This is a genomic window from Amycolatopsis sp. SB7-3 (assembly GCF_041021335.1).
GTDB classification, from domain to species: Bacteria; Actinomycetota; Actinomycetes; order Mycobacteriales; family Pseudonocardiaceae; genus Amycolatopsis; species Amycolatopsis japonica.
On the sequence record NZ_JBFPJQ010000002.1, the window covers coordinates 871,977 to 885,925 of the forward strand.

13 protein-coding genes are annotated in these 13,949 nt (G+C 69.1%); 2 read left to right on the forward strand and 11 right to left on the reverse strand.

The genetic code is table 11. The features are described from left to right. Window positions 1-467 precede the first annotated feature (467 nt). Together pdxS and AB8M46_RS22255 are read right to left on the reverse strand one after the other, a co-directional pair. Entirely contained in the window at window positions 468-1,382 is a 915-nt protein-coding gene (gene pdxS / locus AB8M46_RS22250) for a pyridoxal 5'-phosphate synthase lyase subunit PdxS (RefSeq protein ID WP_394361403.1), read from the reverse strand. Between the two features lie 195 nt (window positions 1,383-1,577). Continuing rightward, complete coding sequence (locus AB8M46_RS22255; RefSeq protein WP_394361404.1) at window positions 1,578-2,996, reverse strand: FAD-binding oxidoreductase; 1,419 nt, start codon at window positions 2,994-2,996, stop codon at window positions 1,578-1,580. Window positions 2,997-3,159: 163 nt separating this feature from the next. On the opposite strand from AB8M46_RS22255, the gene AB8M46_RS22260 reads away from it, so the two are divergent. Next, window positions 3,160-5,268 (forward strand): elongation factor G-like protein EF-G2, encoded by a 2,109-nt coding sequence (locus AB8M46_RS22260; RefSeq protein WP_037338979.1) that lies wholly within the window; start codon window positions 3,160-3,162, stop codon window positions 5,266-5,268. Window positions 5,269-5,338: 70 nt separating this feature from the next. Here AB8M46_RS22260 and AB8M46_RS22265 read toward each other — a convergent pair whose 3' ends face one another. The 6 genes from AB8M46_RS22265 to AB8M46_RS22290 all read right to left on the reverse strand — a co-directional run bounded on the left by AB8M46_RS22265 (window position 5,339) and on the right by AB8M46_RS22290 (window position 9,662). Continuing rightward, entirely contained in the window at window positions 5,339-5,800 is a 462-nt protein-coding gene (locus AB8M46_RS22265; RefSeq protein WP_394361405.1) for an XdhC family protein, read from the reverse strand. Window positions 5,801-5,812: 12 nt separating this feature from the next. Then, window positions 5,813-6,295, reverse strand: a complete 483-nt coding sequence (locus AB8M46_RS22270; RefSeq protein WP_125735904.1) for an NUDIX hydrolase — start codon at window positions 6,293-6,295, stop codon at window positions 5,813-5,815. Next, a complete protein-coding gene (locus AB8M46_RS22275; protein WP_394361742.1) occupies window positions 6,292-7,437 on the reverse strand; it encodes a glycosyltransferase family 4 protein in 1,146 nt (381 codons plus the stop codon). Before AB8M46_RS22275 ends, AB8M46_RS22270 begins: the two co-directional genes overlap by 4 nt. Before the next feature lie 22 nt (window positions 7,438-7,459). Next, the gene (locus AB8M46_RS22280) at window positions 7,460-8,377 is read right to left on the reverse strand and encodes a phosphatidylinositol mannoside acyltransferase (protein WP_394361406.1); all 918 of its coding nucleotides are present in this window, start codon (window positions 8,375-8,377) and stop codon (window positions 7,460-7,462) included. After that, window positions 8,374-9,015 carry a phosphatidylinositol phosphate synthase gene (pgsA, locus tag AB8M46_RS22285; protein WP_016334780.1) on the reverse strand — a complete coding sequence of 214 codons (642 nt, stop codon included), beginning with the start codon at window positions 9,013-9,015 and terminating at the stop codon, window positions 8,374-8,376. Before pgsA ends, AB8M46_RS22280 begins: the two co-directional genes overlap by 4 nt. Window positions 9,016-9,119: 104 nt before the next feature. Next, window positions 9,120-9,662, reverse strand: coding sequence for a MarR family winged helix-turn-helix transcriptional regulator (locus tag AB8M46_RS22290; protein WP_037340157.1), 543 nt, complete (start codon window positions 9,660-9,662; stop codon window positions 9,120-9,122). Window positions 9,663-9,780: 118 nt separating this feature from the next. On the opposite strand from AB8M46_RS22290, the gene AB8M46_RS22295 reads away from it, so the two are divergent. After that, entirely contained in the window at window positions 9,781-10,323 is a 543-nt protein-coding gene (locus AB8M46_RS22295) for a YceI family protein (RefSeq protein WP_034307837.1), read from the forward strand. A gap of 198 nt (window positions 10,324-10,521) precedes the next feature. Here AB8M46_RS22295 and AB8M46_RS22300 read toward each other — a convergent pair whose 3' ends face one another. The 3 genes from AB8M46_RS22300 to AB8M46_RS22310 all read right to left on the reverse strand — a co-directional run bounded on the left by AB8M46_RS22300 (window position 10,522) and on the right by AB8M46_RS22310 (window position 13,868). Continuing rightward, window positions 10,522-11,058 (reverse strand): HIT domain-containing protein, encoded by a 537-nt coding sequence (locus tag AB8M46_RS22300; RefSeq protein ID WP_037338994.1) that lies wholly within the window; start codon window positions 11,056-11,058, stop codon window positions 10,522-10,524. After that, window positions 11,055-13,115 carry a threonine--tRNA ligase gene (gene thrS / locus AB8M46_RS22305; protein ID WP_394361407.1) on the reverse strand — a complete coding sequence of 687 codons (2,061 nt, stop codon included), beginning with the start codon at window positions 13,113-13,115 and terminating at the stop codon, window positions 11,055-11,057. Before thrS ends, AB8M46_RS22300 begins: the two co-directional genes overlap by 4 nt. Before the next feature lie 138 nt (window positions 13,116-13,253). Beyond that, window positions 13,254-13,868, reverse strand: coding sequence for a malonic semialdehyde reductase (locus AB8M46_RS22310; protein ID WP_037339000.1), 615 nt, complete (start codon window positions 13,866-13,868; stop codon window positions 13,254-13,256). Between the last annotated feature and the right edge of the window lie 81 nt (window positions 13,869-13,949).

Genomic DNA, 13,949 nt, shown 5'->3' on the forward strand with positions numbered 1-13,949 from the left:
CTCTCGCCCCCATGCAGCTGGCGAACTCTGCATGATGATTGTCAGCAAGCTCGCCAACATAGACGACCTCCTGGCCGGGGCGCACAGGGCGTGGAACAGCTGACCCAGCGCGTCCGGTCGGGCAATGCCTGGTGTCCAGGATCGAGCGCGGCGATCTCAATGACGCGAGGGCCGAGACGCTCCGCACTACGTGGGAGCTCTCAAACGCTGAGCTGAGCATATGCGGGGTGATGTGCGCATCCGGATGGCGTGATACGTATGGCGACCACCCGGTAGGACTTCCCTGTCAGAGATGTCACGCACCTGCATGTCACCGATCTTGAGGATCCCGGCGCAGACATGTCTGCGCCGGGATGCCATGGTCTACGACTGACACGACGCGAATTGACCAGCCTCCCGCATGGGCGCGGGGCACCATCGCTCACGGTGGCGCCGATGCCCAACGAAAGGTGAGCCGATCAAGTTGTCTACCAGCCGCGCTCGGCCAGCCGGTGCGGCTCGGGCACGTCGTCGACGTTGATCCCGACCATCGCTTCACCGAGGCCGCGCGAAACCTTCGCGATGACGTCCGGGTCGTCGTAGAACGTGGTGGCCTTGACGATCGCCTCGGCACGCTGCGCCGGGTTGCCGGACTTGAAGATGCCGGAGCCGACGAACACGCCTTCGGCACCGAGCTGCATCATCATCGCGGCGTCGGCCGGGGTCGCGATACCGCCCGCGGTGAACAGCACGACGGGGAGCTTGCCCTTCGCGGCGACCTCCTTGACGAGCTCGTACGGCGCCTGGAGTTCTTTCGCCGCAACGTAAAGCTCGTCCTCGGGCAGCGAGGAGAGGCGGCGCAGTTCCGCGCGGATCTTGCGCATGTGCGTGGTCGCGTTCGAGACGTCGCCAGTGCCGGCCTCGCCCTTGGACCGGATCATCGCCGCACCCTCGTTGATCCGGCGCAGCGCCTCGCCGAGGTTGGTGGCACCACAGACGAAGGGCACGGTGAAGGCCCACTTGTCGATGTGGTTTTCGTAGTCGGCCGGGGTCAGCACTTCGGACTCGTCGATGTAGTCGACGCCGAGCGACTGGAGCAGCTGAGCCTCGACGAAGTGGCCGATGCGGGCCTTCGCCATGACAGGGATCGAGACGGCCTCGATGATGCCGTCGATCAGGTCCGGGTCGCTCATCCGGGCGACGCCGCCCTGCGCGCGGATGTCCGCGGGGACCCGCTCGAGCGCCATCACCGCGACGGCGCCGGCGTCCTCGGCGATCTTCGCCTGCTCGGCGGTGACCACGTCCATGATCACACCGCCCTTGAGCATCTCCGCCATCCCGCGCTTGACCCGGGCGGTGCCGGTGAGCGAGGTGGTGGCCGTGTTCGTGGAGTCGTCAGACACTGCTGGACCTTTCGGAAAGCGCACGAGTGAGGGTGACGCCTCCGAGGGTAGGCCGCTTTTGGACCTCTGAAGCAGGCCAGTTCGCGGCGATTTCAGCAGTCCACTGGGTGATCTGGCCCGCATCTCTCCCCCGCGTTTCGTCCTCTGGATGCGGTAGTTCGACAGCGAACCACCGCATCCAGAGGACGAAACGCGTCAGCGGGCCAGGCCCTGTTCGAAGGCGAACAGGCCGTCCGGGTCGTACTTCAGCGCGACTCGGCGCAGTCGCGGCAGGCTTTCGCCGTAGTACGCCTTCGCCCACTCAGGCATCTCCGGGTCGATGTAGTTGATGTACCCCGCCTGCCCGTACTCCCGGCCGAGTTCGTCCCGGACCCCGCCGATCACCTGGCGCGCGTACGCCTCGCCGCCTTCCAGCCCACGGATGACCTGGACACTGCCCAGCGCGGACCGGTGCGGGAAGCACGACTCGCTCGCTGGCACCCGCGCGATCGCGCCGCCGTACCCGTCCACGATCGAGTACAGCTGTGGATCGCTCGCCAGCAACGCCGCCAGCGCGTCCGGATCGGGCACCGGGTGGGTCAGCATCCGCGAAGTGGCCACGTACTCGCCGCGCTGCGCGACCGCGGCGGGGAAGGCGGATTCCTGCGCGAAGGTGCGCATCGTGGCCAAGTGGCCTTGTTCGGTCACTTCGCGTCGGAGCGGCTGGACGCCGACGCGGCGGACCAGATCGTCCAGCAACGGGTTCACCTGCGCGGCGAAGCCCACGAAACACCCACCACAGTTCGCGGCCGCGGCGCCGAGGCCCATCCCCGACCACAACTCGTCCGGCATCGCGGACTGCCACTCCTGCCAGGCCGCCACGAGAGCCGCCAGCGCGGCGGGCGGGAAGACCAGGTTGAAGTTCGTCAGCGTCCTGGCCGCCGCCGTGCGGAAGGTGAAAGACGTGACGATGCCGAAGTTGCCGCCACCACCGCCGCGCAACGCCCACAGCAGGTCCGGCGCCGTCTCCTCCGACACCAGGCAAGCCTTCCCGTCCGCGCCGACGAACCGCACCGACTCGACGTTGTCGCAGGTCAGGCCATACTTTCGGGCCAGAACCCCGATCCCGCCGCCGAGGGTCAGCCCGGCGATGCCGACCTGAGGGCAGCTGCCGGCGGGCAGCGCGCGGCCCGCCGCCGCCAGGGCCTCGTAGACCCGGCCGAGCTGCGCGCCCGCCCCGATCTCCGCCCGGCCACCGGGCAGGATCCGGATCGCGTTCAGCCGGGACAGATCGACGACGAGCCCTTCGTCCACTATGGAATAACCGGCGTAACTGTGCCCGCCCGACCGGGCCGCGATCGGAATCCGCTGCCTGGCAGCGAAATCGACGCACCGGCGGACGTCGTCCTCGTTCGCGCAGACCACGACACCGGCGGGCAGCCGATGGTCGTAGAGGCTGAAGAACCCGAGCCGCTTTTCGTCGTAGCCGGGGTCGCCCGGCCGGAACAGCTCCCCCGCCAACCGGGCCCGCAGCCGTTCCCATGGACCACCGCCCTCGGGGATCGCGGCGGGCACCGCCGCCATCATCGGGACCGCCCCTGCCAGCCGTAACACCGTGCGTCTGTCGAGCTCCATCGCTCATCCCCACCGTCGGATCCGCCTCCGGGTGTCCGCCATCGAGCATAACGGCGCGTCGACATTCGGGCGGTCCCTCGCCGGTCGCCTTGCCGCGACGCCCGTCGCGGGTGTGTGATCGAGGACACACCTGTACGCGGCATCGTGTGGTGAGGAGATCGGCATGGCCGACAAACAGAGCAAGAACGGAGACTCCGGGGCCGCCGTCGCTGTGGACGACCCGGCGAAGGTCCGCAACGTCGTCCTGGTCGGCCCCTCGGGATCGGGCAAGACGACACTCGCCGAGGCCTTGCTCGCCGCGTCCGGCACGGTGACGCGGGCAGGCTCGGTGGTGGAAGGGACCACGGTGTGCGATCACGATCCCGCCGCGGTCCGGCAGCAACGGTCGGTCGGCCTTTCGGTCGCGCCGGTGTTGCACCAAGACCACAAGATCAACCTCATCGACACCCCCGGGTACGCCGATTTCGTCGGTGAGCTGCGGGCCGGACTCCGCGCCGCCGACGCGGCGTTGTTCGTGGTCTGCGCGGCGGAAGGCGTCGACGCGGCCACGGTCGCGGTCTGGGAGGAGTGCGCCGCGGTCGGGATGCCGAGGGCGGTGGTCGTCTCCCGGCTGGACCATCACCGCGCCGACCCCGAAGGCGAGATCGCGGCCTGCCAGGAGGCCTTCGGCGCCGGCGTCCTGCCGCTGTACCTGCCCGCGCGCGACGGGCTCGTCGGGCTCATCACGCGCCGCTATTTCGACTACTCCCAGGGCTTCCCGCCCGAAATCGGCGAGCCGGACGAGGCCGAACTCAGCCGGATGACCGAGGCCCGCAACGAGCTTATCGAAGGGGTCATCGCCGAGAGCGAAGACGAGTCCCTGATGGACCGGTACCTCTCCGGCGAGGAGATCCCCGAGGACACGCTGATCGCCGACCTCGAAACCGCCGTCGCGCGTGGTTCCTTCCATCCGGTGATCCCGGTGTGCGCGACGACCGGGGTCGGGCTGGCCGAAGTCCTCGACGGGATCGTGCGCGCCTTCCCGTCGCCGTTGGAGCACGTCCCGCCGGAGGTCACCTCGCCCACCGGGGAGCCGCACGCCGGGCTCCGCGCCGACCCCGACGGCCCGCTGGCGGCCGAGGTGGTCCGGACCGCCGTCGACTCCTACGTCGGCAGGGTCTCGCTGGTGCGGGTGTTCTCCGGGACACTTCGCCCGGAACGGCCGGTGCACGTCTCGGGCCACGGCCTCGCCGAACGCGGCCACGAGGATCACGACGCCGACGAGCGGGTCGCGCATCTGTACTCCCCGCTCGGGGCGAACCTGCGCGAAGTCCCGTATTGCGTCGCGGGCGACCTCTGCGCGCTCACCAAGGTCGGCTCGGCGGAAACCGGCGACACCGTTTCCTCACCGGAAGACCCGCTGATCATGAAGCCGTGGGCGATGCCGGAGCCGTTGCTGCCGGTCGCCGTCGTCGCGAAGACCCGCAGCGACGAGGACACGCTGGCGCGCAATCTGTCGCGGCTGGTCGCGGGCGACCCCACGCTCCGGCTGGACCGCAACGCCGAGACCAACCAACTCGTGCTGTGGTGCATGGGCGAGGCGCACGCCGACGTCGTGCTGTCGCGGCTGCGCGCGGGAGGCGCCGACGTGGGCACCGAACCCGTCCGCATCAGCCTGCGCTCGACGTTCGCCGGGCCGGCTCGCGGGCACGGACGGCACGTCAAGCAATCCGGCGGGCACGGCCAGTTCGCCGTCTGCGATATCGAGGTCCAGCCGCTGCCGAGGGGGTCGGGCTTCGAGTTCGTGGACAAGGTCGTCGGCGGTTCGGTGCCGCACCAGTTCATCCCGAGCGTGGAGAAGGGAGTCCGGGCACAAGCCCAGCGAGGACTCGTCGATGGTCATCCGCTGATCGACATCCGGGTGACCCTGGTCGACGGCAAGGCGCACAGCGTCGACTCGTCGGACGCCGCGTTCCAGACGGCGGGCGCGCTGGCGTTGAAGGAGGCCGCCGCGGCGGGCAAGATCGCGCTGCTCGAACCACTCGAAGAGGTGGCCGTACGGCTTCCGGACGAGCACCTGGGCACCGTGCTGGGCGATCTCTCGTCCCGGCGCGGCCGCGTACTCGGCACTGAATCGGGTGAAGGCGGCCGCACGATCATCCGCGCCGAGGTGCCGGCCGTGGAATTGCTGCGCTACGCGATCGACCTACGTTCCCTGACGTCGGGCACCGCGACGTTCACCCGCAGGCATGCCCGGTTCGAGCCGATGCCGGAAGGGGCGGTGGCCTACTGACACCGCGTTTAGTCCTCTGAATGCGATGCTTGCGTGCGCAAGGATCGCATTCAGAGGACTAAACGCGGGCCTACTTGAACTCGAAGCCGCCCGGACGGCCGTTCCGGTCCGCCACCAGACCGGCCAGGGTGGCGACGGCGATCTCGGGCGGCGTGCGTGAGCCGATGTTCAGCCCGACCGGGCGGTGGACGCGCGCGATCTCGTGGTCCGGAACGTCCAAAGCCTTGAGCGCGGCGACGTGCGGGCCCGCGTGGCGCGGATTGCCGAGCACCCCGACCCACCGCGCCGGGCGGTCCAGCACGGCCTTGAGCACGTCGCCGAGCTCGGGCCGGTCGTGATCGGTGACGACGACGTCGGCGTCCGCGCCGAGTTCCGGCAGCGTCGTGACGGCCTCCAGTCCGGGCTCGACGTCCGTGACGCGTGCGCCGTCCGGCTCGAACAAGACGGCCCTGTAGCCGAGATCCTTGCCATAGCGCAGGAGGAACGACGCGACCGGCGTCGCGAACACCGCCACCAGCAGCCGATCGCTCATCGGTCCATCCTCCTAAAGTTCTGGCTCGGCGATCTCGAAGTATTCCGGAAGCCGGGCGGTCCCGGCGAGGCCGAAGTACCGGACCTTCCGGCGCCGCCTCAGGTGCAAAGTGTCCCGGACGGCGTCGTTGTGCACGCGGCGCGCGATGACGACGCGGTGCTCGGCGTCGGTCAGCTCTTCGGCCAGCGTCGACGGCAAGGCCGCGCGATCGACGCGCGCCAGCCGCAGCGTCAGTTCGCTTTCCTCGGCTTCGCGATCCGGTCTCGGCGCGCGCTCGGCGCGCTCGCCCAGCGTGCGCAGCTCCTCATCACCGAGGATCGCGGCGGCCGCCCTAGCGACGACGGCGCGGCGCGCGAGGGCGGCGTCGAGGGCCGCCCAGCCCGCGTCCGTGCGGACGTGCAGCCGGTCGAGCCGGTTCGCCGTCGCGAGCAGGAACAACCCGCCCAGTACCACGATCGCGGCCACCAGTCCGCCGATCCACACCCAGGTCGTCACCGGCTGAACTCGCGTTCGCCCGCGCCGACCCGCCGGGGGTCGGCGGCGATCGCCGTCTCGTACACCCGCAGGACCTGCGTCGTGACCACGGACCAGTCGAACATCGCGACGCGCTCCCCCGCGGCCGCCGCCAGCGATGCCCGTCGGGCCGGGTCTCCGAGCAGCTCACGTAGCCCGTCGGCCAGCGCCGCCGCGTCGCCGGTCTCGGTCAGCATCCCGGCCTTGCCGTCGTCGAGGACCCGGCGGAACGAGTCGAGGCCGCTCGCCAGGACGGGCGTTCCCGCCGCCATCGCCTCGGTGAGGATCATCCCGAAACTCTCGCCGCCCGTGTTCGGCGCGCAGTAGACGTCGACACTGCGCAGCGCCCGCGCCTTCGTCGCGTCGTCGACCTGGCCGAGCAGATCGATATGCGGCGCCAGCTCCGGACCGGCCTCGCGCCGGAGCTGATCCGCGTCGCCGCGGCCGACGACCAGCAGCCGCAGCTCCTCGAACTCCGGCAACAGCATCCGCAACGCCTCCAGCAGCACCCCCATCCCCTTGCGGGGCTCGGTGTACCGCCCGACGAAACCGACCGTGCCGCCTGCTCGCGGGTAGCCGTCCAGCGGGAGCGCGCGCGAGAAGAAGTCGACGTCGACGCCGTTGGGCACCTCGACCGCGTCACCCCCGGCGTGCTCGACCTGGACCCGGCGGGCCAGCGCCGAAACCGCGATCCGCGCGGTGATCTTCTCCAGCAGCGGGCGCAGCACCGGCTGGAACGCCGCCAGTGTGCGCGAACGCGTCGTCGCGGTGTGGAAGGTCGCCACGATCGGACCGTCCGCGACCTTCAGCGCCAGCAACGAAAGACTCGGCGCGGCGGGCTCGTGCAGGTGCAGGACGTCGAAATCACCGTCGCGGATCCATCGCCGTACGCGGGCGTAGGACACCGGGCCGAACTGCAGCCGCGCGACCGAGCCGTTGTACGGGATGCCGAGCGCTTTCCCGGCGGGGACCACGAAATCCGGGACGTCGGAGTCCTCGTCCGCCGGTGCGAGCACCGAGACCTGATGCCCGCGCGCCAGCAGCGCCTTCGCGAGATCGATGACGTGTCCCTGCACGCCGCCCGGCACGTCGAACGAATAGGGGCAGACGATCCCGATCTTCATGACCCGCGACTGAGCCATCCGCTCAGCTCGCTTCGCCGAGTTCGGCCTGTTCCCCGGCTTCGAAATCGGAGATCCAGAACTTCTGCATCATGTGCCAGTCGGCCGGATGCGCGGCGATGTCCCCGGCGAAGATGTCCGCCAGCGCCTGGGTGGCCGCCGGGACCTCGGAGCGGTTCGTAACCCGGATCCGCGGGTGGAGGCGGATCTGCCAGCCGTCCTCGGTGAACCAGCAGCCGGCCGGGATCAGCGCGGCGCCGGTGGTGGCGGCGAGCCTGGCCGGCCCGCCCGGCATGCGGGTCTGCTCGCCGAAGAACTTGACCGGCACGCCGGAGTTCGTCAGGTCCCGATCCCCCACCAGGCAGATCGCCTTGTTCTCGCGCAGCCGCTTGAGCAGTACGCGCATCGCGGAGCTGTCGCCGCTCAGCGGGACGATCTCGAAACCGAGCGATTCCCGGTAGGACACGAACCGCTGGTACAGCGACTCGGGTTTCAGCCGCTCCGCGACCGTGGTGAAACCACCGAGATAGTCGGCGAGCCAGACGCCGGCGGCGTCCCAGTTCCCGCTGTGCGGCAGCGCCATCACCGCGCCGTTGCCCTCGGCGAGAGCGGCGTCGAGGTTCTCCACGCCGGTGATCGACTGGGCGACCTTGCGGCTGACCTCCTTGTGGTCCATCGAGGGCAGCCGGAACATCTCGTGCCAGTAGCGGGCGTACGACCGCATCGCGCGGCGGGTCAGTTCGTCGAGTTCGACGCCGTCCGCCTGCGGCACGACCCTCGCGAGATTGCGCCGAAGCTGGCGCACCCCGCCGCCGTCCCGCCGGACGGCCAGATCGGCGCCCAGGCCGAAGGTCACCGAGCCCATCGACTCCGGCAGCCAGCGCGCGAGCCGCCAGCCCGTCGCGTAGCCGAAGTCACTGAGCCGCTGGGAGAACCCGCTCATGCCCCGCCCTCCGCGGCGGGTGGCCCCGCCGCCTTGGCGGCCCTCGCCGCCTTGGCCACCGCGGCCGTCCGCTGCAGGAGGGTGATCACCGAAAGCACCGCGAGGAGCCAGAGCGTGATGTCCACGGTGTACGGAACGCCCAGACCGTGCAATCCGGTTCCCACGAGGGCGATGATCAGGCGTTCCGCGCGTTCGACGAGGCCGCCGTCCGCCTCCAGCCCGGAGGCCTCGGCGCGGGCCTTGACGTACGAGATGACCTGCGCGAGCACCAGGCAGATCAGCGCGGCGGCCGCGGCCGGGCGGTTGTCGTCGTGGACGAAGCACCACCAGGCGATCGCCGCGAACAACGCGCCGTCGACCAGCCTGTCGCAGGTCGCGTCGAGGACGGCGCCGAACGCCGTGCCGTACCCGCGGGCGCGGGCCATCGCGCCGTCGAGCAGGTCCAGCATCGCGAAGCCCCAGACCGTGAAGGTGCCCCACAGCAGCATGTCGTTGGGAAAGAACCCGAGCGCGCACAGCACCGCCCCGGCCGTGCCGATGACGGTCATCGCGTTGGGGGTCAGACCGGCGCGCACGAGCACCTTCCCCATCGGGTCGGTGACGCGGGAAACGGAGGCGCGCGCGAAAATGTTGAGCATCGGTTCTTCAGGTGCACCTAAAGCAGCAGGGTCGGGTGGCCGCCCGAAGCCTATCCACCCGCACCGACACTCGTCGTCGCGCCCGCCCCTGGACCGGCTCCAGGTCAGTCCGCTTTGGCCAGTTCGGCCGAGTCGGCGAGGTCCGCGAGACCCTCTTCCCGCAGCGCCAATTCCGCCTCGGCGGCGGCGCATTTCGGCGACAGCCGCTCCAGTACGGCGGCGCTGATCTCGCCGAGCGCCTTCACCTGTTCGGGGGTCAGCGGGTCGAAGAGGCTCTCACGGACCGCCGCGACGTGCCCGGGCGCGGCCTCCTCCAGCGCGGCGAAACCGTCGGCGGTGAGCACCGCCCAGGAACCGCGTTTGTCGGTGGGACAGGACTCACGACGCACCCAGCCGTTCGCCTCCAGGCGCGCGACCGCGTGCGAGAGCCTGCTGCGCGACGCCTTGCGCGCGTCGGCGAGCTCGCTCATCCGCAGCCGCCGCTCCGGCGCCTCGGAAAGGGCGACGAGCACTTCGTAGTAGGTGTGAGGCATGCCCGCCTCGTGCTGAAGCTGGCCCTCCAGGTGCGCTTGCAGCATCCGCGTGGCGGCGGAAAAGTCGCGCCAGACTTTTTGCTCCTCGTCGGAGAGCCATCGGGGTTCGGACATGACGCCCATTCTACCCCTGGTTGAGCGCTCAACCAAATTGCGCTACAGTCGTTGTTGAGCGCTCAACCAGACGAGGGTTCACCACGAACGCACACAGACTTTTTGGAGATCGACTCACATGACCACCACCGAGATCCCGGGCTACGTCGCAGGCAAGTGGACGATCGACACCGCCCACTCCGACATCGCCTACACCGTGAAGCACCTCGGCCTGGCGAAGTCCCGGGGCAACTTCACCGCCTTCACCGGTGAGGTCGTCACCGCCGACAACATCCTCGACTCGTCGGTCACCGTCGAGATCGACGCCTCGTCGGTCGCCAGCGGCGTCGACGGTCGTGACACGCACCTCAAGTCCGAGGACTTCTTCCACGTCGACGAGCACCCGGTCATCACCTTCCGCTCGACCGGCATCCGCGAGGACGGCGGCGACTACGTCATCGACGGCGAGCTCACCTGGCGCGGCAAGACCGTCCCGGTCTCGCTCGAGGCGGAGTTCAACGGCATCGGCACCAACCCGGCCAACGACAACGCCACCACCCTCGGTGTCTCGGCCACCGCCACGGTGAACCGCCGCGACTTCGGCATCGGCCCGGAGGGCAACGCCTTCCTGTCCGAGAAGGTCAAGATCGACATCGAGCTGCAGGCCGCGCTCAACGCCTGAGGCCCCCCTGAGTGTCATGAAAGGGCCGTTCAGGACGTTTTTCGTCCTGAACGGCCCTTTCATGACATCAGCCAGCGGCCGGACCCCGGCCCTGGGTGACCACCGGCGCGCGCTAGGAACGGTCCTTTCCTTGCTAATTTTGCAAGGAAAGGACCGTTCATTGCATTCCGGAGCGGAACAGGGGCGCGAGGGCCTGAACTACCAGGCGTCCGCCAGCAACTGCCGCGTCTCCCCCAGCAACTGCGGCAACACCTTCGTGTGCCCGATCACCGGCATGAAGTTCGCGTCGCCACCCCACCTCGGCACCACGTGCTGGTGCAGATGCGCGGCGATGCCCGCCCCGGCGATCACACCCTGGTTCATCCCGATGTTGAACCCGTGCGCCGACGACACCTCCCGGATCACCCGCATCGCGTGCTGGGTGAACTCCGCCACCTCGACGGTCTCCTCCGGCGTCAGGTCCGTGTAGTCCGCGACATGGCGGTACGGCACGGCCATCAGGTGCCCCGGGTTGTACGGGTACAGGTTCAGTACCGCGTACACCGTCTTCCCGCGCGCGAGGATCAGCGCGTCCTCGTCACTCTTCTCGGGGAGATGGCAGAACGGGCAGCCTTCGTCGGGTCGCTTCGACCCCTGCACGTAGGCGAGCCGATGCGGGGTCCACAGGCGCTGCAACGCGTCCGGGACCCCCACACCGTCCTGTCCGACGACGTCAGGGCCATCGAGGCCCGTCACCGGAGTACCGCCTCCAAGCCCGCCACGGTCGGCGAAGCGTTCTCACGGCGCTGAACCCAGCCGGCGATCGCCTCGACGGCGTCGTCCACCGAGACGCCGTTGATCTGGCCGCCGTCACGGAACCGGAACGACACCGCGCCCGCCTCGACGTCCTTCGCGCCCGCCAGGAGCATGAAGGGCACCTTCTGCGTGGTGTGGGTGCGGATCTTCTTCTGCATCCGGTCGCCGCTCGCGTCGACGTCGACCCGGATCCCCTTGGCCCGCAGCGCCTTCTCGACCCCGCGCAGGTGCTCGACCTGGTCCTCGGTGATCGGGATGCCGACCACCTGGACCGGCGACAGCCACGCCGGGAAAGCGCCCGCGTAGTGCTCGGTCAGCACGCCGAAGAACCGCTCGATCGAGCCGAACAGCGCGCGGTGGATCATCACCGGGCGCTGACGGCTGCCGTCGCCCGCGGTGTACTCCAGTTCGAACTTCTCGGGCAGCATGAAGTCCAGCTGGATGGTCGACATCTGCCAGGTGCGGCCCAGTGCGTCCTTCGCCTGCACGGAGATCTTGGGCCCGTAGAACGCAGCGCCCCCCGGATCCGGCACCAATTCCAGCCCGGAGTCCACGGCGGCGGTGCGGAGGACCTCGGTCGCCTCGTCCCACACCTCGTCCGAACCGATGTACTTCTCGTCGTTCCGAGTGGACAGTTCGAGGTAGAAGTCGTCGAGACCGTAGTCGCGCAACAGGTTCAGCACGAAGTCCAAAAGGGACTTCAGCTCACCGGGGACCTGCTCCAGGGTGCAGAAGATGTGCGCGTCGTCCTGCGTCATGCCGCGTACGCGGGTCAGGCCGTGGATCACGCCGGACTTCTCGTAGCGGTACACGGAACCGAACTCGAACATCCGCAGCGGCAGTTCCCGGTAGGAACGCCCGCGCGAACGGAAGATCAGGTCGTGGAACGGGCAGTTCATCGGCTTGAGGTAGTAGTCCTGGCCGGGTTTGCGGACCGAACCGTCCTCGTTGTGCTCGGCGTCGAGGTGCATCGCCGGGTACATGCCGTCGCGGTACCAGTCGAGGTGACCGGAGGTCTCGAACAGCGCGCCCTTGGTGATGTGCGGCGAGTAGACGAAGTCGTACCCGGCCTCGACGTGCCGCTGGCGCGAGTAGTTCTCCATCTCCTGCCGGATGATCCCACCCTTGGGGTGGAACACCGGCAGCCCCGAGCCGATCTCGTCGGGGAAGGAGAACAGGTCCAGCTCGACCCCGAGTTTGCGGTGGTCGCGCCGCTCGGCCTCGGCCAGGCGCTTCAGGTAGACGTCCTGCGCCTCGGTGGATTCCCAGGCGGTGCCGTAGATCCGCTGCAACTGCGGGTTCTTGTCGTCACCGCGCCAGTAGGCGGCGGCGACCCTGGTGAGCTTGAACGCCGGGATGAACTTGGTGGTCGGCACGTGCGGGCCGCGGCAGAGGTCGCTCCACACGCGTTCCTTGGTGCGCGGGTCGAGGTTGTCGTAGATGGTCAGCTCGCCGCCGCCGACCTCCATCACCTCGGAGGTGTCCACATCGGACTTGATGTCGACGAGTTCCAGCTTGAACGGTTCGTCGGCCAGTTCCTTCTTGGCCTCGTCGACCGAGTCGAAGACGCGGCGGGAGAACTGCTGCGCGCCCTTCACGATCTGCTTCATGCGCTTCTCGAGCGCCTGCAGGTCTTCCGGGGTGAACGGGGTGTCGACGGCGAAGTCGTAGTAGAAGCCGTCCTTGACCGGCGGGCCGATGCCCAGTTTGGCCTGCGGGAACTGCTGCTGCACGGCCTGGGCGAGCACGTGGGCGGCCGAGTGGCGGATGACGCTGCGGCCGTCCTCGGTGTTCGCCGCGACGGCTTCGACCTCGACTTCGGCCTCCGGGGCCCAGGAGAGGTCGCGGAGGTTCCCCTCGGCGTCGCGCACGACGACGATCGTGTCCGGCCCCTTGGTCGGCAGCCCGGCTTCGCGGACCGCGGTGCCCGCCGTAGTGCCCGCCGGTACCACCACGCGCGGGGCGGTTGCGGCTGCTACTGACGACGGCTGGGACACGATGGACTCCTCGCGGTTAAAGCGGATGGTTCCCGTGATGTTAGTCGTCAGGTGCGGCGCGGCTCACGCGCATTACCCCTAACACCACGAAGGCCTCCTTCCCATCGGAAGAAGGCCTTCGCGTATCGAGGAACGAGGTCAGACGGTCTCGACGACCTCGTCGAAGTCCAGCCGCGGCAGGCGGTCGAACCAGGGGTTCTCGCCCGGCTTGCCGACGTTGATCACGACGAGGGACTTCCACGGCTTGTCCGCGAAGAACTCCTTGTCGATGCCCTCGGCGTCGAAGCCGGTCATCGGGCCGGCGGCCAGCCCGGCGGCGCGGACGCCGATGATGAAGTAACCGACCTGCAGCAGCGCGTTGAGCTTGGCGGTCTCGACGCGAGCCGCCTCATCGGCGAACAGGTCCTTCGCGCCAGGGAAGTGCGGGAAGGTGCGCGGCAGGTTCTCGTGGAACTCGGTGTCGGCGGCCAGCACGACGGTCACCGGCGCGGCCTCGGTCTTGGCGCGGTTGCCCTCGGACATCAGCGGGGACAGCCGCTTCTTGCCCTCTTCGGTGCGGATCACCAGCGCGCGCAGCGGCTGGTTGTTCATCGACGTCGGGGCCCATTTGACCAGCTCGTAGATCGCGCGGATCTGCTCGTCGGTCACCGGCTCGTCGCTGAAGTTGTTCGCGGTGCGGGCCTCGCGGAACAACAGGTCCTGAACGTCCTGCGGGAGGTTCAAGGCTTCGGTCGGCTCAACGCTGGTGGTCATGGGTGGATCTTCCTTCCGTACGCGTCCTGTACCCGTCCCAACCTAGTTGAGCGCTGAACTATTTCTCGCTCAACTATCTCT

Coding starts and splice junctions, on each gene's coding strand:
- AB8M46_RS22260 (WP_037338979.1), top strand. CDS start 3,160: ATGGCCGACAAACAGAGCAAGAACGGAGACTCCGGGGCCGCCGTCGCT.
- AB8M46_RS22295 (WP_034307837.1), top strand. CDS start 9,781: ATGACCACCACCGAGATCCCGGGCTACGTCGCAGGCAAGTGGACGATC.
- AB8M46_RS22255 (WP_394361404.1), bottom strand. CDS start 2,996: ATGGAGCTCGACAGACGCACGGTGTTACGGCTGGCAGGGGCGGTCCCG.
- AB8M46_RS22265 (WP_394361405.1), bottom strand. CDS start 5,800: ATGAGCGATCGGCTGCTGGTGGCGGTGTTCGCGACGCCGGTCGCGTCG.
- AB8M46_RS22290 (WP_037340157.1), bottom strand. CDS start 9,662: ATGTCCGAACCCCGATGGCTCTCCGACGAGGAGCAAAAAGTCTGGCGC.
- AB8M46_RS22310 (WP_037339000.1), bottom strand. CDS start 13,868: ATGACCACCAGCGTTGAGCCGACCGAAGCCTTGAACCTCCCGCAGGAC.
- AB8M46_RS22275 (WP_394361742.1), bottom strand. CDS start 7,437: ATGAAGATCGGGATCGTCTGCCCCTATTCGTTCGACGTGCCGGGCGGC.
- pgsA (WP_016334780.1), bottom strand. CDS start 9,015: ATGCTCAACATTTTCGCGCGCGCCTCCGTTTCCCGCGTCACCGACCCG.
- AB8M46_RS22280 (WP_394361406.1), bottom strand. CDS start 8,377: ATGAGCGGGTTCTCCCAGCGGCTCAGTGACTTCGGCTACGCGACGGGC.